The organism is uncultured Parasphingorhabdus sp., assembly GCF_963975735.1.
GTDB lineage: Bacteria > Pseudomonadota > Alphaproteobacteria > Sphingomonadales > Sphingomonadaceae > Parasphingorhabdus.
Genome location: NZ_CAXBIA010000003.1, coordinates 71,742 through 97,322, shown reverse-complemented (window position 1 = coordinate 97,322; position 25,581 = coordinate 71,742). Strand labels below are relative to the sequence as shown.

Annotated in this window: 21 protein-coding genes and 1 tRNA gene; 14 read left to right on the top strand and 8 right to left on the bottom strand. The window is 56.6% G+C overall.

Translation table 11 applies throughout. The features are described 5' to 3' along the window. Nucleotides 1-4: 4 nt before the first annotated feature. On the bottom strand, nt 5-940 hold the full coding sequence (gene fabD / locus AACZ86_RS06300) for an ACP S-malonyltransferase (RefSeq protein WP_339690449.1): 936 nt from the start codon (nt 938-940) through the stop codon (nt 5-7). 133 nt (nt 941-1,073) lie between these two features. Here fabD and AACZ86_RS06295 point away from each other — a divergent pair, with 133 nt between their 5' ends. From AACZ86_RS06295 to rplI, 8 genes are all read left to right on the top strand, one after another. After that, nucleotides 1,074-2,477 (top strand): phosphotransferase family protein, encoded by a 1,404-nt coding sequence (locus AACZ86_RS06295; protein WP_339690447.1) that lies wholly within the window; start codon nt 1,074-1,076, stop codon nt 2,475-2,477. Further along, nucleotides 2,474-3,751, top strand: a complete 1,278-nt coding sequence (locus AACZ86_RS06290; RefSeq protein WP_339690446.1) for an acyl-CoA dehydrogenase family protein — start codon at nt 2,474-2,476, stop codon at nt 3,749-3,751. The genes AACZ86_RS06295 and AACZ86_RS06290 overlap by 4 nt, the downstream gene beginning before the upstream one ends. 88 nt (nt 3,752-3,839) lie before the next feature. After that, nucleotides 3,840-4,928 carry a helix-turn-helix transcriptional regulator gene (locus AACZ86_RS06285; protein ID WP_339690443.1) on the top strand — a complete coding sequence of 363 codons (1,089 nt, stop codon included), beginning with the start codon at nt 3,840-3,842 and terminating at the stop codon, nt 4,926-4,928. 188 nt (nt 4,929-5,116) lie between these two features. Next, nucleotides 5,117-5,998 carry an SH3 domain-containing protein gene (locus AACZ86_RS06280; RefSeq protein WP_339690442.1) on the top strand — a complete coding sequence of 294 codons (882 nt, stop codon included), beginning with the start codon at nt 5,117-5,119 and terminating at the stop codon, nt 5,996-5,998. Nucleotides 5,999-6,383: 385 nt separating this feature from the next. Then, entirely contained in the window at nt 6,384-9,146 is a 2,763-nt protein-coding gene (locus AACZ86_RS06275; RefSeq protein ID WP_339690439.1) for a tetratricopeptide repeat protein, read from the top strand. Between the two features lie 257 nt (nt 9,147-9,403). Continuing rightward, nucleotides 9,404-9,766, top strand: a complete 363-nt coding sequence (rpsF, locus tag AACZ86_RS06270) for a 30S ribosomal protein S6 (protein ID WP_339690437.1) — start codon at nt 9,404-9,406, stop codon at nt 9,764-9,766. Nucleotides 9,767-9,786: 20 nt separating this feature from the next. Next, a complete protein-coding gene (gene rpsR / locus AACZ86_RS06265) occupies nt 9,787-10,011 on the top strand; it encodes a 30S ribosomal protein S18 (RefSeq protein WP_176279215.1) in 225 nt (74 codons plus the stop codon). A 10-nt stretch (nt 10,012-10,021) separates the two neighbouring features. Next, nucleotides 10,022-10,687 carry a 50S ribosomal protein L9 gene (gene rplI, locus AACZ86_RS06260; protein WP_339690431.1) on the top strand — a complete coding sequence of 222 codons (666 nt, stop codon included), beginning with the start codon at nt 10,022-10,024 and terminating at the stop codon, nt 10,685-10,687. A 223-nt stretch (nt 10,688-10,910) separates the two neighbouring features. Here rplI and folE read toward each other — a convergent pair whose 3' ends face one another. From folE to AACZ86_RS06225, 7 genes are all read right to left on the bottom strand, one after another. After that, the gene (folE, locus tag AACZ86_RS06255) at nt 10,911-11,531 is read right to left on the bottom strand and encodes a GTP cyclohydrolase I FolE (RefSeq protein WP_217272193.1); all 621 of its coding nucleotides are present in this window, start codon (nt 11,529-11,531) and stop codon (nt 10,911-10,913) included. Between the two features lie 102 nt (nt 11,532-11,633). Further along, a tRNA-Arg gene (locus tag AACZ86_RS06250) sits at nt 11,634-11,710 on the bottom strand. Between the two features lie 176 nt (nt 11,711-11,886). Next, nucleotides 11,887-14,565 (bottom strand): pyruvate, phosphate dikinase, encoded by a 2,679-nt coding sequence (ppdK, locus tag AACZ86_RS06245; RefSeq protein WP_339690425.1) that lies wholly within the window; start codon nt 14,563-14,565, stop codon nt 11,887-11,889. Beyond that, entirely contained in the window at nt 14,562-15,071 is a 510-nt protein-coding gene (locus AACZ86_RS06240) for a hypothetical protein (RefSeq protein WP_339690423.1), read from the bottom strand. The genes ppdK and AACZ86_RS06240 overlap by 4 nt, the downstream gene beginning before the upstream one ends. 7 nt (nt 15,072-15,078) lie before the next feature. Beyond that, nucleotides 15,079-17,496, bottom strand: coding sequence for a glycine--tRNA ligase subunit beta (glyS, locus tag AACZ86_RS06235; RefSeq protein ID WP_339690421.1), 2,418 nt, complete (start codon nt 17,494-17,496; stop codon nt 15,079-15,081). A gap of 149 nt (nt 17,497-17,645) precedes the next feature. Next, complete coding sequence (locus AACZ86_RS06230) at nt 17,646-18,518, bottom strand: glycine--tRNA ligase subunit alpha (protein WP_339690419.1); 873 nt, start codon at nt 18,516-18,518, stop codon at nt 17,646-17,648. Between the two features lie 188 nt (nt 18,519-18,706). Then, nucleotides 18,707-20,806 (bottom strand): molybdopterin oxidoreductase family protein, encoded by a 2,100-nt coding sequence (locus tag AACZ86_RS06225; RefSeq protein ID WP_339690416.1) that lies wholly within the window; start codon nt 20,804-20,806, stop codon nt 18,707-18,709. 144 nt (nt 20,807-20,950) lie between these two features. On the opposite strand from AACZ86_RS06225, the gene AACZ86_RS06220 reads away from it, so the two are divergent. The 6 genes from AACZ86_RS06220 to AACZ86_RS06195 all read left to right on the top strand — a co-directional run bounded on the left by AACZ86_RS06220 (nt 20,951) and on the right by AACZ86_RS06195 (nt 25,580). Then, entirely contained in the window at nt 20,951-21,898 is a 948-nt protein-coding gene (locus AACZ86_RS06220) for a TraB/GumN family protein (RefSeq protein ID WP_339690414.1), read from the top strand. A 51-nt stretch (nt 21,899-21,949) separates the two neighbouring features. After that, complete coding sequence (locus AACZ86_RS06215) at nt 21,950-22,864, top strand: TraB/GumN family protein (protein ID WP_339690412.1); 915 nt, start codon at nt 21,950-21,952, stop codon at nt 22,862-22,864. A 12-nt stretch (nt 22,865-22,876) separates the two neighbouring features. Continuing rightward, nucleotides 22,877-23,674 (top strand): thioesterase family protein, encoded by a 798-nt coding sequence (locus AACZ86_RS06210; protein WP_339690411.1) that lies wholly within the window; start codon nt 22,877-22,879, stop codon nt 23,672-23,674. 125 nt (nt 23,675-23,799) lie between these two features. Beyond that, the gene (locus tag AACZ86_RS06205; protein ID WP_339690410.1) at nt 23,800-24,465 is read left to right on the top strand and encodes a 50S ribosomal protein L25/general stress protein Ctc; all 666 of its coding nucleotides are present in this window, start codon (nt 23,800-23,802) and stop codon (nt 24,463-24,465) included. 111 nt (nt 24,466-24,576) lie between these two features. Then, on the top strand, nt 24,577-25,149 hold the full coding sequence (pth, locus tag AACZ86_RS06200; protein ID WP_339690408.1) for an aminoacyl-tRNA hydrolase: 573 nt from the start codon (nt 24,577-24,579) through the stop codon (nt 25,147-25,149). Between the two features lie 5 nt (nt 25,150-25,154). Beyond that, a complete protein-coding gene (locus AACZ86_RS06195) occupies nt 25,155-25,580 on the top strand; it encodes a DUF1330 domain-containing protein (protein WP_339690405.1) in 426 nt (141 codons plus the stop codon). Nucleotide 25,581: the final 1 nt, after the last annotated feature.

Below are 25,581 nucleotides of genomic sequence, written 5' to 3'. Positions count from 1 at the left end.
GCTGTTACAGACTTTTCAAAAAACTCTCGATATCGTCCATCGTTACAAGGCTGACGGTTTCCGCATCGGGCGCAATGCGTCCGACCATCCCGGTAAGGACCTTGCCGCCAAATTCGACAAACTGCCCGACGCCGGCTTCTGCCATATTGCCGACCGACTCGCGCCAGCGCACGGTGCCGGTCACTTGCTGGACCAGCAGTTCGCGGATTTCGTCGACGTCGGAAACGGGGGCCGCAGTGACATTGGCAAAAACCGGAACTATCGGCGAGAATATGCTCGCTTCGGCCAGCGCTTCTTCCATCGCTTCAGCCGCAGGCTGCATCAGCGAACAGTGGAAAGGTGCCGACACCGGCAGCAATATGCCGCGCTTGATGCCATGTTCCTTTGCCGCGGCTATCGCGCGCTCGATCGCGCCAATCTGCCCGGAAATCACAACCTGAGTCGGGTCATTGTCGTTGGCGACCGTACAGATTTCACCCTGTGAAGATGCGTTCGCCAGCGCGGAAGCCTTTTTGATATCGGCACCCAGCAGGGCCGCCATGCCGCCCTCGCCTACAGGCACCGCCTTCTGCATCGACTGGCCGCGCAATTTCAGCAATTCCGCTGTCGTCGTCAGGTTTAGAGATCCGGCAGCACAAAGCGCGGTATATTCGCCAAGACTGTGACCCGCTACATAAGAGCAGAGATCGCCGAGCGACTTGCCGCCATCTTTCTCCATGACCCGCAAGGTTGCAATGGCATTGGCCATGATCGCCGGCTGGGCGTTTTCCGTCAATGTCAGCTCGTCCAACGGCCCATCGCACATCAGCTTGAACAGACTTTGTTCCAGCGCATGGTCAACTTCTTCGAACACTTCCCGGGCGGTACTACTCGCCTCGGCAAGCGCTTTGCCCATGCCCACGGCCTGGCTACCCTGTCCCGGAAAAACAAATGCACGCATATCGACCCCTCAATTCTCGAATATATTTGGAGGAATTAGGCATGATTGATGGGTCATGCAAGCGCCGCGCATCTCTGAAGCGCATCGGAGGAAACCATTTGCGCAATTTTAATCGCGTGATTAAGCCGTCTCTATGACCGATGAGCTATTTGAAGAAAAGCTGGAAATCTATTGCAAAGCCACATTTGGGGCAGAGGGTGAATTCGGCCAATTGCGGAGACTTTCCGGCGGCGCGAGCATGGAAAGCTGGGCATTTGCTTATGGCGGGGAAGAATTTGTCCTGCGCCGCCTGCCCAGCGGCCTTTCGGCAGATGATGACGGATTGCGCGGCGTACCGCTTTCCGCCCAGGCCGATATTATCGAACTGGCCTGCTCTGTCGGGGTGACGGCCCCTCAGGTTCGAGGCAGGCTGAAGCCGGAGCACGGACTGGGAGAAGGCTTCATCATGGCCAAGGCGGAGGGGGAGACCCTGCCGCATAAAATATTGGACAATCCCGAGTTTGTCGAAGCCGAAGCCAGTCTCACAGAACAATGCGCTGGAGAACTGGCGGCCATCCACAAAATTCCGCTGGCCTCCCTGCCCGCTTCGCTGGAATATTTCTCGCCAACCGAACTGATCCACCTCCAGAAGGACAAATATGACGAGATTGGTGGCCAGATTCCGATCTACGAATATGTCTTCCACTGGCTGGAACAAAATGCGCCGGACGCATCCGACAAATATCTGGTGCACGGCGATTTCCGGATGGGCAATTTGATGATCGACCAGCGAGGCCTGACCGCAGTGCTTGACTGGGAACTGGCCCGGATTGGCGATCCGGTGCAGGATCTTGCCTATTTCTGCACTCCAAGCTGGCGATTCGGTCATTATGAAAAGGAAGCGGGCGGGTTCGACAGCGCGCAATCTTTCCTGCGCGCCTATGCTGCCGCAAGCGGCGCAGAAGTCGATCCGGACCGTTTCTGTTTCTGGCTGATCTATTCCACCCTCTGGTGGGGCATAGCCTGCATGGTGATGGGCCAAATCTGGCGCAGTCACGGCGACCGTTCGCTCGAACGCACGGTGATCGGCCGCCGCGTGTCTGAAGTAGAAGTCGATCTTGCCCTGTTGTGCGAAGAAATTTTGCCGGACGACATTTGCACGCCGCTCCACTGGACAGCGCCCGATTCCGGACCAGCGTCTGGCGAAACCGGCTATGGCGAGCTTCTGACCGCTCTTGGCGAATGGAACAAGACACAAGTCCAGCCCGGATTGGAGGGGCATGACAAATTCCAGTCCCGCGTCGCAGGAAATGCCCTCGGCATCGCGCAGCGGCAGGCGGAATGGGGTCCCGCTTTCCGGGACGCTGCCCGCACGCGCCTAGCCGCTATCGGTTATGATCATCGACAGCTTTGCAGCGGACTTTCAAAAGGCGAGATCGAAATTACCGGTTCGGGAGTCTGGGACCATCTGCGACTATCGGCCCTTGAACGACTGTCTATCGACCAACCCAAATATGCAGGCCTTAAGGTCGCACTCAACAAATGGAGCCCATCATGACCGCTTTCGAAATCCCGCAGGAAATTGAAGATTATCTGGCCGTGCTGGATAGCTTCATCGAAGCCGAAATCAAACCGCTCGAACGGCGCGACGACAATATCCGCTTCTTCGATCACCGGCGCGAAGATGCGCGGACCAACTGGGAAAACCAGGGGCTGCCCACCGAGGAATGGGAATCATTGCTGGTAGAAATGCGGCAGATCGCCGATGCGGCCGGCCATTATCGCTATGCCTTGCCGGAGGAATTTGGCGGCCAGAACGGTACCAATCTGGGCATGGCACGGATCCGGGAGCATCTGGCGCATAAAGGACTCGGCCTGCACAATGATTTGCAGAACGAGAATAGTATCGTCGGCAACCTCGTGCAGCCGCTGATGCTCCGCGACTTTGGCACCGAGCAGCAAAAACGCGACTATATTCCGGAGATGCTGGCCGGACGAATGGGCTGGTGCTTCGGTCTGACCGAGGAAGATCACGGTTCGGACGCGACATGGATGGACACGACCGCCGTCCGAGAAACCCGCGACGGAGTCGACGGCTGGCTGATCAACGGCAACAAGATGTGGACCACCGGCCTGCACAAGGCTTCGCATGTGATGACCTTTGCCCGGCACAGCGGCAAGGATGGCGACGCGCGCGGTATCGGCTGTTTCATCGTGCCGGTTGATGCCGAAGGCTTCAAGATCGGCGAATATATGTGGACATTCAACATGCCCACGGATCATCCGAAATGCTCCTACACCAATGTCTGGATTCCTGCCGACGCAGTGCTCGGCGATCTCGACAGGGGTCTCGCCTGCGCGCAGCATTTTGTCCACGAGAACAGAATCCGCCAGGCCGCCTCTTCACTCGGTGCCGCGCAATATTGCATCGATGAGTCGGTAAAATATGCCGGAGAACGCAAACCGTTCGGCAAGCCTTTGTCGGTCAATCAGGGCATCCAGTTCCCATTGGTCGAATTGCATACCGAAGCCGCCATGCTCCGCCAGCTAATCTACGCGACGGCGGCGAAGATGGACACGATGCCGAAACCGGATGTCGCAAAATATCTCTCCGCTCAGGTCAGCATGTGCAATTATCGCGCGAACCGTCTGTGCTGCGACGCCGCCGACCGCGCGATGCAGGTCCACGGCGGCATGGGCTATTCCCGCCACAAGCCATTCGAACATATCTACCGGCATCACCGCCGCTACCGGATCACCGAGGGTGCCGAAGAAATCCAGATGCGCAAGATCGGTGGCGACATGTTCGGCTTCCTGAACAGGAAGAAGTAGCAATTCAGGGTTGCATCGGGAGGCTGATCGTTCAATATCCAGGCGAAGAATTGTAACAAATCAGGTAGTTCGGACGATGCAGGAACAGTTGATTGACCGTATTTACGAATGTTCCATAGTGCCGGAGCTATGGCCCGATGTTCTGGATGAACTGGCGCAGATAACCGATTCGATCGGCGGCATGCTGTTTTCCGCCCGCAAAGCGGTAAACTGGACGGCTTCGGAAAGTGTGTTCGATGCGTTTGACACTTATGTGAAAGACGGCTGGTTCGAGAAATGTCCCCGGCGGACTTGCATGATGGGCAAATCGCAACCGACATTTTTTGTCGAGCAGGATTTCTGGAACGAAGAGGAACTGGCGAAGAATCCCTTTTACCGGGACTTCTTTCACCCGCGTGGCCTCGGCTGGTCGGCGGGAACGCTTCTGCAAATGCCGACCGGAGACAATATCGTCTTCAGCATTGAACGCCAACTCGACCAGGGACCGATCGAGCGCAATCACGTCGACCGGCTGAACGAACTGCGTCCGCATCTGTTGCGCAGCGCTTTTGTTTCGACCAGACTCGGCCTGCAACGCGCGCAAGGCGCCAGCGAAACACTTGCAAAATTCGGCCTGCCCGCCCTGGTTCTCGACGCCGAGGGCAAATTTGTCGAAGCCAATGACCGGGCCCAATCCGTTGCCGACTATGTGAAATTCAACGAAGCGGGTCGCCGCGTGGCTTTTTCGGATCGGCGTTCGGAGGCCTTTTTAACCAGCGCATTGAAAACACTGAACGTCGTTGCCTCGACCGACAGCCTTTCCTTCCCGATCCGCAATCAGGACGGCAATGCGGTTTTCGTCGGCCATGTCATGCCCATCACGCTGGCGGCCCATGATATTTTTGCCAATAGCTACGCGCTCCTATTCTTCACCCCGCTCGACCAGACGCGGGCACCGTCGACCGATCTGATGCGAAGCCTGTTCGACATGACCGTAGCCGAAACCCGCATCGCCAAAGGTCTGGTAAAGGGCCGTACGCTGGCGGAAATTGCGGAAGACGGCGGCGTGTCGATCACGACCGTCCGATCGCAACTGAGCAGCATCCTCGAAAAGACCGGCTGTGGCCGTCAAGCCGAACTGGTCGGACTGCTTGCCAATATCGCACTCGGTCAAAGCGACGAGACACCGGACAGCTAGGCCTCCCGTACAAACATCGACCCACAGGGTTGTTCCTTTCAAAAGACCATGAATATTCCCGGCCTTCATTCATTTGAATGATGAACCGTCTTTTTTCCCCGCGCATAAACAATCTCACGGTTCCTCGACGGGGAGCCAAGTTTTTCCGCCTGAAAAGCGGATCTATCTGCACAGGGAGCTAGAATATCATGACCAAGTCACAGTTTATCTCGACATCAGCCATCGCCTTTGCCGCAATGATCGCTTTCGGCGCGCCGGCACAGGCGGCAAAGCAAGCACCGGTCGAGCTGACACATTGCGATGCAAGCTATGGCACGATTGCTGTGGTCGAGGGCGATACACAGGGCTGGAGCAAATTCGGACTGGGCAGTCCGCGCGAACTGGTGACAGCCATTGCGCAGCAATCCGGCTGTTTCCAGGTTCATAGCGCCGCGAGCGCGACGCCGGCAGACTTCCTCGTCAACGTCATCGCCGGTGACGAGGAAGAGGTAGACCAGGGCGTACAGGCAGCAAAAGGTCTCGCGACAGATGCTTTCGTCCGCTCCGGCGCTGCTGGACAGATGCTCGGCAGCGTGCCGGGTGCCGGCGCGCTTATGGGCATGTTCGGCGGATTGGGCGGCAAGAAAAAAGTCGTTGCCGCAGGCATTCGCGTTGTCAGCCCCGCCAATGGCCAAACCCTTGTTGCCGGAACCGGAGAGGTCAAAAAATCGACCCTGTCGTTTGCCAGCGGCACCCCTTGGGTGGCTGGCGCCAACACGGCGGGCTATGCGGACTCCAAAGATGGCAAGATGCTGACCGAGGCGTTCATCATCGCCTATAATAGCGTTGTTTCCCAGGCCGGCGCGCTATCGGCTGTTCAAGTGGCAGCGCCTGCGGCCGAAGCGAGCGCGACATATACGGTTGCGATCGACACGAACCTGTACGCCAGCGCCAACAAAAGCGCCGACAAGGTCCGCGCATTACGCGCCGATACCGAATTGACACCAACCGGCAGCAAAGCCGGCCTGTTTGTCGAGGTCAGCGACAATTACGGTACGAAAGGATGGGTTTCGGTGGAAGACTTGCGATAATAGCGACCCGATCGCAAGACTGGCATCGTCTGGAAGGGTGCTTTCCGAACGGAGAGCGCCCTTTTCCCGTCTCAAGCCCCCGACGCCTGTGCCATTGCCGGAAACCCTGATGATTGCGGCATGTTTGGCTATCTCCGGCAGGGTCAGCCTTTGCAACATGAAGCCAGATATCCGTACTCAGAATATTTAAGTTTGAGGAGGAACTTCTTCGACTGTGCCGAAGAAGCGCAAAACCAGATTTCACTCGTCAAAGAAGAGAAGACAGTAATAAATAGCCCTGTTATTCAATGTCTGAAATACAGCCGATTCGCTGGCATCTCGACGGGGGTAGAGTGATTTGATCAAAAGCTTTAAGCAGCTACACGCTGCAATTATTGTATCATTTTTGATCGTATCTCCGGCACTTGCTGGAGAAGTACCGCTATACCAGCCAGCACCAGACTGGATCGAAACTTTTGATATCGAGAGTGTTTTAGCGGCCAAAGAATCCAGCAATGATCTGATTGTGGCGGTGGACCGTCAGGTAAAGATGGAAGATGGCCAGACGTGGCAATATGCCGACGTTATTCTTCGCGGCGGTTCCAGCGAAACTCTGGCCCAGATCGGTCGGTTGCAGGGAATGTGGAATCCCGAGCTTGGCGATTTCATTGTCCATAACGTCCAGATTATCAGAAACGGCGAAAGCATCGACCCGTTGGCCGACGGCAAGACATTCGATATTCTGCGGCGGGAAGCCGGGCTGGAAAAATTACAGATAAACGGGGTTTTGACCGCTTTTCTCCAGCTGGAAGGTTTGCAAATCGGAGATCTGGTGCGTTTGAGGGCGTCAACGACAATACGCGATCCGGCAATGGGCGGGCATATGCAACTGGTCGAGCCTTTGTTGGCCGAGCCGATCCGGCTCCAATTTGGTCGGTTTAAGCTAATTTGGCCCAAGGCTGACAATGTTCGCTGGCAAGTCGCTGGCAAAGATGCGGAATCTAAAATTAGCACGAAAGGTGCGTATAAGAATCTAATCATCGAACAGCCACTTCCAAAACAGCAGGAATCTGTGCCGGGCGCACCGTTGCGCTATGTAATCAACCCTATGATTGAAGCCACCAGCTTTGAGGACTGGGCTGCTGTTTCACGAACGGCTGCCCGTTTGTACAACATTGAAGGCCTGATCGCAGAGGGTAGCGCTCTGGCCAAAGAAGCTGATATCATAGCAGGCCAGACCTCCGATCCGAAAGAAAGAACCGCAGCAGCCCTGCAACTCGTTCAGGACAAGGTCCGCTATCTGTTCAATGGTCTCGGCGGGGGCAATTATACACCGCAAAGCCCGGACAAGACATGGACTCTGCGTTACGGAGATTGCAAGGCGAAAACACTCTTGTTGCTTGCGCTTCTTGACCGCCTCGGCATTGAAGCCCAGCCTGCCATGGTCCACACAACGCTAGCTGACGCGTTATCGGAGAGACTACCGACCCTTGCCGCCTTTGACCATATTATTGCACGAGCGACTATCGATGGACGTGTCTATTGGCTGGATGGAACCCGAAGCGGTGACCGGCTTGCGGACTTGGCTGACACACCCGCTTTTCGATATGCTCTTCCGCTGGAAACCGGCGGCGCCGATCTCGAGACGATCGAATTGATGCCTATGCAACGACCTCTGGCACAGATCACTCTGTCGATCGACGCCAGCGCCGGCATCGGCTTCCCGGCACCCTATGCTTTGACGATCGTTAGTCGCGGACCAGTGGTTGAACAGATGAGTGCCGTCAAGAATTCGGTCTCCTCAACCGAATATGAAGAGTTGCTGGACGGGTTCATTACACAATATGCCGGCGACAAGGCCAGCATAACGGACAGAGAGGCCCTGTTCGACGAGGCATCGGGTACCGTATCGGTAACGGGTCGCGGTCTAATGACCTCAAGCTGGGCCAACGAGCACAACCGACGGACCTATTCAATCGACAACTATCTCGATAATACCGAGGTATTGAGCAATCGGACAAAGGCTGAATGGCAAGCCATCCCATATGCGATGCACTATCCCGGCTATTATGTTCGCAAGCTTCAAATCGTTCTGCCAAACGAAGGAGAAGGCTTCGAACTGGTAGGCCAAGCTGATGTAGCGGGGACGATAGCGGGATACGAGCAGCTGCGAAAATCGGAAATCGTCGAAGGTAAGCTCTCGGTTAACGAGTTCTGGCGTACCGCCATGTGGGAGCTTCCCGCTGACATGGTGACGGCAGAGCGGGCGAAGCTGATGAAAATTCAATCGGAAAAATTGCGAGTCAAGGCTCCGGAACTTTATCCACCGGCGTGGCTCGAGACGAAAACTGCAGTTGAAAACAATAAGCTCGAGCCAATCATCGCCGCCTATAAAGCCGATATCGCCCTGCACCCGGACGATTCGCGCCCTTATGAAAATTTTGCACGATTCTACCAGGGCACCTACCAATATGCGAAAGCCGCCGAGCAGCTTTCTTTCGCCCTCAAACAGGAGGAAAATCCGGAAACATATGTTTGGCTCGCCAGCCTATACCATATTACCGGTGACAAGCGTGCCATAGAAGCCGCACATAAGGCGTTGGAACTAGACCCCGCCTCCCTGGCAGCCATCTCCGCTATTGCTGAAATATATGCCAAGCGTAACCAGACCGACAAAGCGTTGCAGTTTCTGGCCACGGTGGAAAATAACGGGGTGGATGAGGATGCCATCGCCTCCGTAAAAGCCGAAGTGATGATGTTGGAAGGCAAATATGGTGAAGCGCTAGCCATTGTTGATAAGCTATTGGCCAAAAAGCCGAACGATCCGGAATATCTCAACCTCCGCTGCTGGAATAAAGGCCGGGCAAATGTCCAGTTGGACACCGCATTGAAGGATTGCACAAAGGCGATACAACTGGCGGAATCGTCGAGCGCTATTCTGGATAGCCGTGCTTTGGTATTCTTCAGACTGGGGCAATTTGACGACGCCATGTCGGATCTGAATACGGCACTCGACTTCAACCCCAATCTGGCGCCGTCCTTATATTTGCGCGGGATGACATATTCCCGATTAGGCGAGCAGTCCAAAAGCGCGTCTGACATTAGCGCTGCCAAATATATGATGCCGAAAATTGTTGATGACTATGCGTTCTTAGGCCTTGTCCCTTGACCCAAAGCCGCAAGACCATATTCTAGATCATTCGCAGATTGCGGACGAAATCGTGACTCTGAAATGCCGGGTTGCCGGCAAATAATAATACGCACTTTATATACACCTCTCTTCCCTTGCATTCCCTCCGCAATTCCGCCATAGGCGCCGCTTCCGCGTGAACCGGCCTGTCCGACTCATCTGGAAAAAGAAGAAAGCCGGAGGGGCGTTCGCATGGTGCGGCGTCAGCGATCGGCGGTAAATGAAGGAATGATTGCATGCCAATGTATGAGCATGTCTTCCTTGCGCGACAGGATCTGAGCCAGTCTCAGGTTGATGCCCTTGCGCAGGAAGCCACCAAAATTGTTGAATCCAACGAAGGCAAGGTCGTTTTGACCGAAACCTGGGGCCTGCGCACGCTCGCCTACAAGATCCAGAAGAACCGCAAGGCACATTATGTCATGCTGCGTCTTGACGCGCCAGGCAGCGTTGTTCTCGAACTCGAACGCCAGACCCGGATCAACGAAGATGTTATCCGTTTCCTGACCATCCGCGTCGACGAGCATGAAGAAGGCCCGTCCGTGATGATGCGTAAACCCGACCGCGATCGCAAACCGCGTCGCGATTTCGACAACAACTAAGCCAGAGAAGGAGTTAAAACATGGGACGTCCATTTTTCCGTCGCCGCAAAAGCTGCCCCTTTTCCGGCAAGAACGCACAACCAATCGACTATAAGGACGTGAAGACGCTGCAGGGATTCATTTCCGAACGCGGCAAGATCGTACCAAGTCGTATCACCGCAGTTTCAGCCAAGAAGCAGCGCGAGCTTTCCAAAGCTATCAAACGCGCTCGCCACATTGGCCTCCTGCCTTACCTCGTGAAATAGGAGCGAAACAATGGATATTATTTTGCTTGAACGCGTAGAGAAACTCGGCAGCATTGGCGACATCGTCACCGTCAAAAACGGCTATGCCCGCAATTTTCTGCTGCCTAACAAAAAGGCCCTTCGCGCCAATGCGGCGAACAAGAAGGTCTTTGAAGCCAATCGCAAGCAGATCGAAGCTGACAATGAAACGAAGCGCAAGGAAGCCGAAGCGGCATCCGGAAGCATCGAAGGCAAGCAGATCGTATTGATCCGTGCATCGTCCGCTAGCGGACAGCTGTACGGTTCTGTGTCTGTGCGCGATATTGTTGAAGCGCTGAACGCTGACGGCAAGGGCACCGTGGTAGAAAAGAGCATGGTCATTCTGGAAAAACCGATCAAGACCCTCGGTGTTTTCGATGTCCGCGTTCGACTCCACCCGGAAGTCAATGTCAACATTCAGGCCAATGTCGCCCGTTCTGACGACGAAGCTGACATGCAAAAAGACGGTGTCGACGTGATCGCTCAAATGTTTGAAGACGATCAGGCCGAACTGGCTGCTACCGCACTCTCCGCTGATAGCGAAGACGCCGGTGAAGAAGTCGAGGGTGAAGAAGCCGTCGATGCAGCTGCCGAAGTCGAAGCAGCTCCGGAAGCCACAGAAACTGAAGAACAGGACGAGACCGCAACCAAGGAATAGTCCTTTCCGAACCAATCATTGAAAGCCCGGGTCCGGAACGTCGCAAGACGCTTCACCAGACCCGGGCTTTTTCTTTGGAACTTGCATTAACCACGGGCTGACAGATCAGCCTAACGGCCATGCCTGCTTTACAGGCGACACTATGCCGCAGGACAGTTGAGCGACCTGCAGGCGGTGCAATATAATCTGATGCGACGATGGATGCGTTGAGCAGCGTTTCCGCTCAATAGCCCATCAGGCTCATGACTTCCTCGCGACTGCGCGCATCTTCCAGGAAGCAACCCAGCAAACGGCTGGTGGTCATCGACACACCCGGTGTGCGCACGCCGCGCGCGGTCATGCAGCTGTGGCTGGCTTCGATCACCACGGCCACGCCATCGGGTTTGAGGTTTTCCCAGATACATTCGGCAACTTCAGCCGTCAGCCGTTCCTGCACCTGCAGACGCCGCGCGAATCCGTGGAGAACCCGAGCGAGCTTGGAGATGCCGACGACCTTGTCGGTCGGCATATAGGCGATGCTGGCCTTGCCGATAATCGGCGCCATATGATGTTCGCAATGGGAGTGGAAGGGTATGTCCTTGAGCAGCACCAGTTCGTCATAGCCGCCAACCTCCTCGAAGGTCCGCGCCAGGTGCATGGCGGGGTTTTCCGCATAGCCTTCGCAATATTCCTTCCAGGCCCGCGCCACGCGCTTTGGCGTGTCGATCAGCCCTTCGCGCTCCGGATCTTCGCCCGACCAGCGCAACAATGTCCGTACCGCCTCCTGAACCTCGTCGGGTACCGGAATTTTCTGGGCTTCGCGCTCGGCAAGAGCGTCTTCGATAGAAAGGGAATGGTCGGCCAAAACAGGTCCTTCGGTTCATCAGGTTTGTTACCGATAAACTAGGCCAGCATCGGACCCCGCGCAAGTGCACCTTGGGGCATGATCCGATAAAAGAAGGAAAGGTGGTGCGCCCAGAGAGATTCGAACTCCCGACCCCTTGATTCGTAGTCAAGTACTCTATCCAGCTGAGCTATGGGCGCTAACCAGACGGTGCAGATAGGGGGTCAATTCCCCGCTGGCAACCCATAATTTGCGTTGCCGGCCCTACAATCAAAACAATCTTGCCTCGTTCGCGCTCACCGCCGGATACGGAAGCCTGAATGAGGCAGAATTGTCATGCCGCCTGCCCTCCGCATCCCGTGCGGGGGGCATGATTCTATTTGTTCCGCAGCGCCGCCTGTGCCGCTGCCAGACGTGCGATCGGTACGCGATAAGGCGATGCGCTGACATAATCGAGACCGGTTTTCTCGCAGAAGGCGATCGAGGCCGGGTCGCCGCCATGTTCGCCGCAGATGCCTAGTTTGATATTCGGACGCGCGGCCCTGCCCCGTTCGGCGGCGATTTCGATCAGCTGGCCAACACCCTCGATGTCGAGACTGACAAACGGATCGCGCGGAAAGATACCCTTGTCGACATATTGGGTCAGGAAACGGCCCGCATCGTCGCGGGACACGCCCAGAGTGGTCTGGGTGAGATCGTTGGTGCCAAAGCTGAAAAACTCGCCATGCTCGGCAATTGCGCCGGCCATCAGGGCAGCGCGTGGCAGTTCGATCATCGTGCCGACGAGATATTCGATCTCGCGGCCTTTCTCGGCGAAGACTTCCTTCGCCATCCGGTTGACCACATCCTTCATCAATTCCAGCTCACGCGCGGTGGCGACGAGCGGGATCATGACTTCAGGAATCGGCGCTTCGCCGCTGGCTTCTGCGACTTCACAGGCGGCTTCGAATATCGCCCGCGCCTGCATCTCGTAGATTTCGGGATAAGTGACGCCGAGACGGCAACCGCGATGGCCGAGCATCGGGTTGAACTCGTGCAATTCATTGGCCCGCTGTTTCAGCGTTTCGACGCCCACATTGGCGGCTTTCGCAACTTCTTCAAATTCCGACTGGTGATGCGGCAAAAATTCGTGCAGCGGCGGATCGAGCAGGCGGATGGTCACCGGCAGGCCGACCATTACCTCGAAAATCTGGCGGAAATCATTGCGCTGTTCGGGCAGCAGTTTTGCCAGAGCAACCCGGCGACCCGCTTCGTCCGGTGCCAGGATCATCTGGCGAACAGAGGTAATCCGCGCGGCATCAAAGAACATATGCTCGGTGCGGCACAGGCCGATGCCCTCGGCCCCGAAATCGCGCGCGACCTGGCAATCGAGCGGGGTTTCCGCATTGGTGCGGACGCCAAGGCGGCGGACCTTGTCTGCCCAGACCATCAGGACGCCGAAATCGCCGACGAGCTCAGGCTGGATCGTATCGACACGGCCGGCCATGACCTGACCATTGCTGCCGTCGATGGTCAGCATATCACCTTCCTTCAGCTCGCGGTCGCCGACCTTCATGACCTTGGTTTCATTGTTGATCGAAACCGTACCGGCACCGGAAACACAAGGTCTTCCCATGCCTCTGGCGACCACAGCGGCATGTGACGTCATGCCGCCACGCGCCGTCAATATGCCTTTGGCGGCATGCATGCCGTGAATATCCTCGGGAGAGGTTTCGATCCGGACCAGAATGACGTCATCGCCCATTTCGGTGCGCCGCTCAGCGGTATCGCTGTCAAACACGATCAGGCCGCTGGCAGCACCGGGAGACGCCGGCAGGCCGGTGGTCAGCACGTCGCGCTCGGCTTCGGGATCGAGCGTCGGGTGGAGCAGCTGGTCAAGCGCCATCGGATCGACGCGCAACACCGCTTCTTCCTCGGTGATCAGGCCATCATGCGCCATATCCACGGCGATTTTCAGTGCCGCCTTGGCGGTACGCTTGCCCGAGCGGGTCTGCAGCATCCACAATTTTCCGCGCTCTACGGTAAATTCGATATCCTGCATGTCGCGATAATGGCGCTCGAGCAGATCGAAGACGTCGGTCAGTTCCTTGTAGGTTTCCGGCATCGCCTCTTCCATCGACAGCGGCTTGGCATTTGCCTGTTCGCGCGCGGCTTTCGAGAGATATTGCGGAGTGCGGATACCGGCCACAACATCCTCGCCCTGCGCATTGATCAGCCATTCGCCATAATAAGCGCTGTCGCCGGTCGACGGGTTGCGGGTGAAGGCAACGCCGGTCGCGCTGGTTTCGCCCATATTGCCAAAGACCATCGCCTGGACGTTGACCGCGGTGCCCCATTCGGAGGGGATATCGTTGAGACGGCGGTAGACTTTTGCCCGGTCCGCCTGCCAGCTGCCGAATACGGCGCTGACCGCGCCCCAGAGCTGGTCATTCACGTCCTGCGGGAAAGGCTTGCCCCATTGCTTCTCGACCAGCGCCTTATATTCGCTGACGAGAGCCTTCCAATGCTTAGACTCCATCTCGGTATCGGTGAAAAAGCCATTGTCTTCCTTGGTAATTTCAAGAGCCTCTTCAAAGGATCCATGGTCGAGTTCGAGAACCACATCGGAATACATCTGGATGAACCGGCGGTAGCTGTCCCAGGCAAAACGCTCGTCGCCGGAGGTCTTGGCCAGACCTTCCACGGTTTCGTCGTTGAGGCCGAGGTTGAGGACGGTGTCCATCATGCCGGGCATCGAGGCGCGGGCGCCGGAACGCACCGAGACCAGCAGCGGATCGGCAGCGTTGCCGAATTTCTTGCCGGTGACGGATTCGATATGGGCCACGCCCTGCGCGACTTCGGCGGTCAGGCTGTCGGGATAGACTCCCGCGTTGTTCATATATTCGGTGCACATTTCGGTGGAGATCGTGAAACCAGGCGGTACCGGCAGCCCGATATTGGCCATTTCGGCAAGATTGGCCCCTTTGCCACCGAGCAGGTTGCGGGCTTCTGTTGAATCAGCCGGCGCGCCGTCTGAATTCATGCCGCCACCGAAACGATATACATATTGGGTCATTGCACGACTTCCTCTTTATTTTGATTTTTTTGCCATTGCGCAAAAATTGCGTCACCGAGTGTACGAAACAGAACAAGACGGGGCATGGCGGCAAAACGGACCGCCGTATAATGGCCCTTGATCGCCTGCTTTTGTTCAACCAGTTCCACCTTTGTCCAAGGTATGAACAAAGGCGGATGGAATGTTCGGAAAAAACGCCCCATTCTCAGATAAATGCCATCATCGCTATACCCGACCGTGACGCAATGGCGGTAATTGGCCGGCATGAAATCACTGCCGACCATGATCGATTCCCCGTAGAATATCTTCACATCCGCGGGAAATTCCCGTTGGCCCCGATCAGTCAGGGCATAGGATTGCCAACCTCTGAGCGCCGTGAAACCGCATATTAAAAAGTACATAATTGCCAGAAACACCAGAACAGCGGCAAAGATGATGATCAGCCATGCGTAACCCGGAAGAAAGCTCAAATCGTAAAGCGGTTGAACAGTCTTCCCCGTATCCATGAGACCGTTAGCCTTCAATCTTCGAGAAATCAGCGACCTGGTGAACGGCGTTGCGGAAGCGCGCGAGCAGGGCTAGCCGCGCTTCGCGCTTCGTTTCGTCCTCGTCGTTCACGGTCACATCCTCGAAAAACTGGTCAATCGGTCCGCGCAACGCCGCCAGCGCGGTCATCGCCGTTTCGAATTGCTCGGCGGCGATCGCGGCGGTGACTTCCGGCTGTGCGGCGTCAAGCGCGTCGATCAGCGCCTTTTCCGCTTTTTCGGGTGTGTAGGAAAGCGGTTTTGCGTCACCCTCCCCGTTCGTCTCGAGCGAAGTCGAGAGACCCTGCGCACTAACATCCGTGTCTCGACTACGCTCGACACGAACGGCACCAGCGCCCTCTTTCTTCAATATATTCGAAGCCCGCTTGTAACCGGCGAGCAGGTTCTCGCCGTCCGCGGTTTCCACAAAAGCCTGCAAAGCCTTAACCCGGGCGAGCAAGCGCACCAGATCATCTTCACCGCCGAGCGCGAATACCGCGTCGATCAGGTCATGACGGACGCCCGCCTCGCGTTGCTGTACTTTTAATCGGTCGGCGAAGAAGTCGAGAAACGGAGACAAAACATCATCAACTTCTACCGGTTCAGGAATTACTCCGATAGAAGCTCCAATGTTGCCTAGCTCAACCTTACCATCGATTACGATTTCAAAGTTGTTTGCATCCTCGTATCTGACGTCAGCCGTTTCTGCTCTTAGCATTCTGTCGATCCAAAATCTCCAATCACCCGCCTCGTCTTCGATAGCTTGTAATTTCGAAATCCATCCAATCGGAATAAACGCGGTTCTAAGAGCGGAGACCAACGGAATCCGTAATTGATTTTCATCAACTATCTTAATTACCGCTAAAGCTGCTCGTCTCAACGCAAACGGGTCCTTCGAACCCGTCGGCTTCTCATCAATCGCAAAAAACCCAACCAAAGTATCCAGCTTATCCGCCAGACTCACCCAAACCGTCACCGGATCGGTCGGCACATCATCGCCCTGCCCGACCGGCTTGTAATGATCTCTGATCGCGTGCGAGACTTCTACCGGAAGTCCTTCTTTCTCTGCATAATAGCCGCCCATCAAGCCTTGCAGCTCGGGGAACTCGCCGACCATTTCGGTGACGAGATCAGCTTTGCAGAGACGTGCAGCCAGTTGAGTCTGTTCTGGGTTGGCACGGAGTAACCCAGTCCCTTCTAAAGACGCCAACCACTCAGCCAACTTGACTACACGCTCTACCTTGTCGGCAACCGTTCCCAATTTCTCGTGGAACACAATGTTGCTCAATTTCTTCGCATGATCCTCCAACTTGGTCTTCTGGTCAAGTTCCCAGAAGAATTTGGCGTCGGAGAGCCGCGCGGCGAGGACTTTTTCATTCCCTGCGATAATTGCTTTTCCGCCATCGCTGGCGTCGATATTTGCCGTACAGACAAAATTCGGGGCGAGAGCGCCCTGTTTGTCGCGGCAGATGAAATATTTCTGGTTCACCCGGGCGGTCAACTGGATCACCTCTTCGGGGACATCGAGGAACGCGGGATCGAACGACCCGAGCAACGGCACAGGCCATTCGGTCAGGCCGGCATTTTCGATCACCAGGCCTTCGTCTTCGACCAGATCCAGTCCGGCATCCGACGCCGCCTTGGCAGCCCCGTCACGGATGATATTCTGGCGCTCTTCATGATCGACCAATACGTGGCAGGCGCGGAGCTTTTCAACATAGTCACCGGCGTTTCCGATGGTGATGCGCCCGGGTTCCGTTCGCCCTGAGCTTGTCGAAGGGTGCTGCGCGTCCGAGACAAGTGCTTCGACAGGCTCAGCACGAACGCTATTTGTTACCTGATGGTGAAAGCGATGCCCGACAGTATCATAGCCTGACGTCATGCCGTCAATTTCGCACGCGACCAGATCATCGCCCAATATCGCGACAATGCCGCTGAGCGGCCGCACCCAGCGCAGGCTTTCGGTCGACGCACTGACGTCACCCCAGCGCATCGCCTTGGGCCATGGAAAGGCCTTGATGATCGCGGGAATGGCTTCGGCCAGAACATCCTTGGTATCGCGGCCCGGCTTGTTGATCACCACGAAATAGGTCGGTCGCCCCTTGACGTCACGCACTTCGAGCTGGTCGCGGGTGACGTCATTCTTGCGGCAGAAACCCTCTACCGCCTGATCGGGTGCGCTTTCCGGCGGTCCCTTGGCTTCCTCGCTGACCGCTTCGGTCTGCGCGGGCAGGTCTTTGGCGATCAGAGCAAGACGCCGTGGCGTCGAATAGACGGTGACGCCACCAGCCTCCAAGCCGGCTGCTGCCATCTGTTCGGTGAACAGCCGTTCGAGGTCGACGCGCGCTTTTGCCTGCATGCGGGCGGGGATTTCTTCGGATAGCAGTTCGAGGAGGAAATCGGTCATCTATTTCCTCCCTGTTGCGCAGCAATGGGGAGGTGGCGTCCGCCGTAGCCTTGGCGAAGGCGGATGACGGAGGGGGCCCCTCCACCATCCTGCGGATGGTCCCCCTCCCCGTGCTTCGCACAGGGAGGAAAATACGGTGTCTCCAACCATCACGCGGCCCACCCGTTCTTTTCCATATGCGCTTCACAGCTACCCTTGGCCAAATCCCGCACACGGCCCATATAGCTGGCGCGTTCCTGGACGCTGATCACACCGCGGGCCTGCAGCAGGTTGAAGACGTGGCTGGCCTTGATCGCCTGTTCATAGGCGGGAATCGGGAGTTTCGCCTCGAGGCAGTTCTCGCATTCGCCAACCGCCTTGTTGAACAGGTCAAACAGGGTTTCCGTGTCGGCGACCTCGAAATTCCATGCCGACATCTGCTTCTCATTGTCCAGGAAGATATCGCCGTAAGATACTCCATTACCATTGAAATCCAGATCGTAGACGCTGTCGACATTCTGGATGTACATGGCCAGCCGTTCGAGGCCGTAGGTCAGTTCGCCGGCGACCGGCTTGCAGTCGAAACCGCCCATTTGCTGGAAATAGGTGAACTGGGTGACCTCCATGCCGTCGCACCAGACTTCCCAGCCGAGTCCCCATGCACCGAGCGTCGGGCTTTCCCAGTCATCCTCGACAAAACGGATGTCGTGCAGCATCGGATCGATGCCGATCGCGACCAGACTGTCGAGATAGAGCTGCTGGATGTCCGGCGGCGATGGTTTGAGCACCACCTGATATTGGTAATAATGCTGCAGCCGGTTCGGATTTTCGCCATAGCGGCCATCGGTCGGACGGCGGCAGGCCTGCACAAAGGCGGCATTCCACGGATCAGGTCCCAAAGCGCGCAGGGTTGTTGCGGGATGGAAGGTCCCGGCGCCCATTTCCATGTCATAGGGCTGCAATATCACGCATCCCTTCTCGCTCCAGTAATTGTGGAGCTTCAGGATGATCTGCTGGAAGCTGAGAGGCCTCGTATCGGACAATTTCAGGGCTTTCTTCGCGAGTGCAATATTTACGCGCTGCTTTGGCGAAGGAGGGCACTAGGGTCAAGGGAGGAGTTCCCTCTGGCGGGGATAAAAATGTCATCCCAGCGCAGGCTGGGACCCAAAGCAAATTTGCGGCTCCCCCGATCGAGCGGATTAGACCCCAGCCTACGCTGGGGCGACAGACTCTATTCCGCCGCCACCAATTCTTCTGCTCGCGCAACCGTAACCGACACCGCATTCAACACCGCATTGCCCGACAATGGGTCAAAACGCTCGGTATCGGTCAGATCGTTGATCGAAACCCCCGGCTTCTCCTGCGCCACCGAAAGACCGACGCCTTTGCGTCCGTGACCGAAGCCATGCGGGATAGACACCACTCCGGGCATGACGTCATCGCTCACTTCGACCGGGATATCGACGCTGTTCACCCGGCTGGTGACCGTCGCCATACCGCCATCGATCAGGCCGCGAGCCATGGCGTCATCGGGATGGATCATCAATGTGCAGCGGTCCGGCCCCTTGAGCAAGCGTTTGCTATTGTGCAGCCAGCTGTTGTTTTGCCGTACGTGACGGCGGCCGATCAGGCGCAGGGTATCCGGTTGCTCATTATCGAGCGAAGCGGCGAAGCGCTGCAGTTCGGCGAGAAAATCGGGATGGGCGCAAAGGATCATCTTGTCCTCGGTCCGCAGCCGTTCGGCCATGCACGGGCGCAGCGGTCCCAGATCAATACCATTGGGTGCCGCCTCGACCTCCGCCAGCGTCAGTCCGGCGGGGGAGCTTTGCAACATGCCGTCAAGCACATCGCGCGGTTCGCGGATATTGGGAACATCCTGACCGTCCTGCGCCAATATCTCCCGCGCCAGTTCCGCGATAATCTCCCAGTCGGTCTTCTCGCCATCCTGCAGTTCGAAGATTGCCGGCGAGTAGCTGGCATAGTTGCGGATCGCCAGCGGCCCGAAGAAAAACGGATAATGATCCTTCTCCAAAGGTCCGCAGGGCGGCAATATATAGTCGGCGTGGCGGCTGGTCGCGGTGACATACATGTCGAACGAGACCATCAGGTCGAGTCTGTCCAGCGCGCGGTCCAGTTTGGCGCCGTCGGGAGCAGAGAGCACCGGATTGCCGGTGACCACGAACAAAGAGCGAATGCGCTCGTCATCGTCGCGGAGCATTTCATCGGCAAAGGTCACCATCGGCAATTCGCTCATCACCGACGGCATCACGCCGCGCACCGTCTCTGCCGTGCGCACAGATCCCCTGCCCACCAGATTGATCGTATCGAGCGCCGGTTCCGGCACCATCGTGCCGCCTTCCCGGTCGAGATTGCCGGAGGCGATATTGATGATCTGGATCAGCCACTGGTTGAGGGTGCCATATTCGCAGACCGAGACACCCATCCTGCCGTAAATTGCCGCCGGCTGATCGGCCGCGAGCTGGGCCGCCATATCTTGCATGACCTCGACCGATATTCCGCAATGGGCGGAGAGCTGATCCATATCAAAGCCCACAATCGCCGGTTCGATGGCGCTCCAGCTGTGATCGAGAATGTCTTCGACTCGGGAAATATCGACCAGCCCGGCGTCAAACACGCTCTTCAATATCCCGATCAACAGCGCCGTATCCGTCCCCGGCTTCACAAAATGATGCGCGTCCGCCAGCTTGGCGGTTTCGGTCCGGCGCGGATCGACGACGACCAGCTTGCCGTCCCGCGCCTGCATTTCCTTCACGCGCTTTTTGAAGTCGGGCACGGTCCAGATGCTGCCATTGGACGCCGCCGGATTGCCGCCGATGATCAGCAGATACTGGCTGCGGTCGATATCGGGCACCGCGGCGAGGCTGACATGGCCGTACATATGATATTGCACGACATGATGCGGGATCTGGTCCAGCGTCGAGGCGGAATAGATATTTTTCAGCCCGATCGCCCGGCGCAAGGTGCTGATCTGGGTCGAAATGCCATAATCATGCGCGCTTGGATTACCCATATACATGGCGGGCTTGGCGCCCTGTCTCTTCAAATCCAGCAGCTTGGCAGCAATTTCGGAATAAGCCTGTTCCCAGCCAATTTCCTGCCACTGGCCGTCGACTTTTTTCACCGGCTTGTGCAGGCGGTCGGGGTCATCCTGAAGATCGGCGATGGCGGTCGCCTTCGGGCAGATATGCCCCCGGCTCAGCACATGGTCCGGATTGCCCTTGATCGAGAGTATCTCGCGACCCTCGACCTCTATCAATACGCCACAATTGGCTTCGCAGATATGACAGGTGCGGGCGTGGATCATGCTCATCGGGGACCTCCTTGATTTAACCATGTGATTAACAGATTTGCATCGCCGTAGCCAGCCACTGCTGATCGCCGGGCAAATTTTACTGGGCATTTGCCGTCAATTGTTCAATGAAGCCCGTCCTGTCTTCTGTTGGAGTATATATTCATGGCGCGTCGCTGGCTTTTAAACGGCTTACTCCTTCCCCTCTATCTGTCGCTGACCGCCTGCCCCGCGCCACCGGAAGATATGACCAGTGCCGGCAGCGATGCGGTTCCGGAAATCGTGGCTGAGCCTGCGGTCTTGCCGGATGACGCCGATCCCGCATTGTGGGTGATCAGGGATGAGGACACGACCATCTATCTGTTTGGCACCGTCCATATATTGAAACCCGGCATGACCTGGTTCGACGAGGCGGTGAAAGACGGTTTTGACGCATCGGACGAACTGGTCGTCGAAATGATCAAGCCCGATGCTGCAACGATGGCAAAAATCATTGGTGATCTTGCCATAGACAAGACCGGCGTGTCGCTGCGTGACAAACTGGCCGCCGACGACCGGGTTGACTTTGAAGCGGCAATGACCAGCCTGGGCCTGCCGGTTGCCGCCTTTGATCCGCTCGAACCATGGTTCGCCAGCGTCAATCTGTCGCTGATACCACTTGTGCGCAGCGGATATGATGCCAATCAGGGGGTCGAGGATGAATTGCTGGCCCATGCGAAGGCCCGGAAGATCAAAATCACCGGACTCGAAACAGTGGAACAGCAATTGGGCTTTTTCGACAATTTGCCCGAAGAAATCCAGATCCGCTTTCTCAACTTCACCGTCGACACGATTGACGAGACCGCCGATGGCATGGAACAGATGGTCGCCGAATGGGCCAATGCCAATATCGACGCGCTGGCCGGATTGATGAACGCCGGACTGGAGGACAAGATTCTTTACGAAACGCTGCTGGTTAACCGCAACGCCACCTGGGCCGAATGGGTCGATCAACGGATGGCGCAGCCAGGAACGGTGTTTCTCGCAGTGGGGGCCGGTCATCTTGCTGGCGAAAGCAGCCTGCAGGCATTGCTCGCCAAAAAAGGGCTCGTTGCAGAACGGATTGAATATTGATTTTTCAACCACCGGCTTTTCTTTTGCGGGCAAGCACACCAAATAGGTAATATGCGTATCATAACATCCATCCTGACACTGATTGCGTCGTTGATGCTCGCTGCATGCAACAACACCCCCGATCCGGTAGCCCTGAACACCGTGAAAACCGGCACGCCGGCGCTCTGGAAGGTCAGCGGCACGACAGCCGGACAACAAGGTGTCGCCTATATGTTCGGGACCATCCACATCCTGCCGGACGACGTGCAATGGCGCACACCTGTACTGGAGAATGCAATTGCAGATTCCGACACTCTGGTGATTGAAGTGCTGGGACTGGAAGACACCCGCAATGCAGCCAAAATATTCTCCCGGCTGGCGGTTTCACCCGGTCAGGAGAAGCTGGACGCACGGATCAAGCCGTCGCTGCGTGACGATCTCGACCGGATCATCGACTCTGCCAACATTCCCGAACGGGCGCTCAACCGGATGGAAACCTGGGCCGCCGCCCTGTCGCTCGCCTCTGCGCAGACCAAGGGTCTGGGTCTGAAATCCAGCGGCGGAGTCGAAAAGAAACTCAGCGCCCAGTTTGAAAAAGCGGGCAAACCGATCGAGGCACTGGAAACCATTGAATTGCAACTGGGCTATTTCGACAAGCTTCCCGAAGAGCAGCAGCGCCAGATGCTGACCAGCGTGGTTGAAGATTCCAGTAATGCCCAGCAAGCCTTTGAAAAACTGTTCAACGCCTGGATGACCGGCAATGTCGAAGAAATCGTGACTCTCTCGGATGCGGGCATATTGACCGACCCGAAGACGCGCGAATATCTTCTGGTCGCGCGCAATCTGAATTGGGCCGAACAACTGGACAAGCGCCTGCAAAATCCCGGCACATCGATGATCGCGGTTGGCGCCGCCCATCTCGTCGGGCCGGATGCGGTTCAGGCAACCCTCGCAAAGCGCGGGTACAAGATCGAAAAAATCCAATAATCGGGGCAGCACATGACATTTATATTTGATCGCGAAACTGCGCTGATTGCGCAGGATGACGGACAGTTCACGATTGAGGCGAGCGATGTATACCGCAATCCGACCGGCATGGCCTTCGGAGGTTGGGTAGCCGCCGTTGCCGCCAAGGCAGTCGAAATGCATCCGGAGTGCCGGGGCCCGCTCGTTTCCCAGCAGATAATATATATGACCGGTGTCGGACCGGGCGAGGTCAAGCTGTCGGTCACACTGCTCCGCGCAGGATCCTCGACGCAGTTCTGGCGGGTGGAGCTATCACAAAACGGTTCGCTGACCAACGCTGCGGATATTGTGACCAGCACACGTCGTCCGACGGATATCGATTATCAGGTGGAGATGCCGGAAGCCAGGTCGCCCGAGGATTCCGTCTCGTTGCCGTCGGTCAATCCGATGGCGCCAGCATGGGTTACCCATTATGACCAGCGCATCGCCAAAGGCAGGCCCTTTGCCGTCAACGATTCTCCCGAAGCGATCGTCTGGATCAAGGAAGCCGATGGTCGCCCGGTCGACCGGGTCGGCCTTTTTTCGATCCTCGACACGCCGATGCCACGGACATTTTTCGTCACCGAACAATTCCGTCCAGGCTCGACCGTATCCATGGCCACCTATATATATGCGAGCGAGGAAGATCTGGCGGCGACCGGCAGCGATTACATGATGCTCCGCGTCACCGGCGCGACGGTCAGGAACAGCGCGACAGACGGTCGGGTCGAGCTTTGGTCGCGGAGCGGAACTTTGCTGGCAACAAGCTCGCAGATCGGCTTTTTCCGCTAAGCCTGCCCTGCCGCGCAAATCCCTTGCCTTTGCGATGTTCCGACATTATAGCGCCCTCTTTCCGACCATGAGCACCCTGGAGGCGTGGCGGAAATTTTAACAAAACCTAATTTTGGAGCAACATTATGAGTGACCAGCTGACTATTTCAGCCGAGCCACGCGAACGGGCTGGCAAGGGAGCCTCCCGTGCACTGCGTCGCGAAGGCCGTATCCCCGCCGTTATTTATGGCGATAAAAAAGAAGCCATCACAATCCACGTTGAAGAGCGTGCATTGAACAAGCTTCTCGGTACCGGCCATTTCATGAACTCGCTGGTTCAGGTAGAAGTCGACGGGAAGAAAACCCGGACTCTGCCAAAGGATGTTGCTTTTGACCCGGTCACCGACCGTCCGCTCCATGTTGACTTCTTCCGCCTTGCAAAGGGCGCGAAGGTGCAGGTCAATATTCCTGTAGTCTTCATCAACGAAGAAGATTCGCCTGGTCTGAAACGTGGCGGCGTCATGAACGTTGTCCGTCACGAGCTCGACTTGATGTGCGATGCGGATCATATCCCTGACCAGATCGAAATCGATGTAACCGGCCTCGAAATCGGCGATTCGATCCATATCTCCAGCATTACCCTGCCAACTGGCGCGGAAAGCTCGATCACAGATCGTGACTTCACCATCGCTGGTGTGACCGCACCATCTGCTCTGAAATCCTCTGACGACGAAGCCGAAGAGAGCGAAGACAGCGCAGAAGAAGCTGAAGGCGAAGCAGCCGAAGGCGAAGAAGGCGGTTCCGAAGACTAGACCTTCACTTACAAAACAATGTAACGGGAAACCGTCCATGCCGATCAAACAGGGCATGGGCGGTTTTTTGCCTTTGGAACAGCTCGGAACGAGCGGAGAGCGTTTTAGAAAATGCAACTATGGGTCGGTCTTGGCAATCCGGGCGCGCAATATGCGATGCACCGGCACAATGTCGGCTTCATGGTGATCGACGCGCTCGAAGAAGTACACGGTTTCCCGCCACCGAAACAGAAGTTCAAGGGCTGGACGATGGAAGCGAGACTGGGCGGCGAAAAGCTCGTCCTGCTCAAACCGGCGACCTTCATGAACGAAAGCGGCAACAGCGTTCGCGCGGCGATGGATTTCTACAAATTGCAGCCGGAGGATGTCACAGTCTTCTACGACGAGCTTGATCTCGAACCGTTCAAGATCAAGGTCAAGCGCGGCGGCGGCGCGGCGGGCCATAACGGCATCAGATCGATGATCGCCCATATCGGCCCGGAATTCCGCCGCGTCCGGATTGGCATTGGCCATCCGGGCACCAAGTCACGGGTCACCGGCCATGTACTGGGCAATTATGCCAAATCGGAGATTGACGATCTGGCGGACATGCTCGGCGTGATTGCATCCGAAGCGGACTGGCTGGCCAAGGGCGACGACCCGCGGTTCATGAGCGAAGTCGCGATGCGGATGCAGCAGGAATAGCGATCATGCAATATCTGGAAGCATCTCAAGAATCCGCGATCCGGCTTATATCACGGGGGCTGACGGGTCCGGTGGTGAATTTAAATATGCTGCGTTTCCGGGATGTGGCTGATTATTCGGCGTCACCCGAACTGGCGCCAGACAGCCCGATCAGCGGCTCGGAGGCATATCGGCTTTACGAACAGGCAACCCTGCCCATTGTCCAGCGTCACGGTGGAGATGTTATTTTTTCCGGGTCCGGAGGGCATTATTTCATTGGTCCGGAGGCTGAAATCTGGGACCATGTGTTGCTGGTAAGACAATCCAGCGTCCAAAGTTTTTTCGCAATGGCGCAGGATCCGGAAAATATGAAAACAATCGGCCACCGAATGGCGGCAATTTGTGATAGCCGATTACTGGTTATCGATCCTTCCCAGAAACAGGAACAATAAT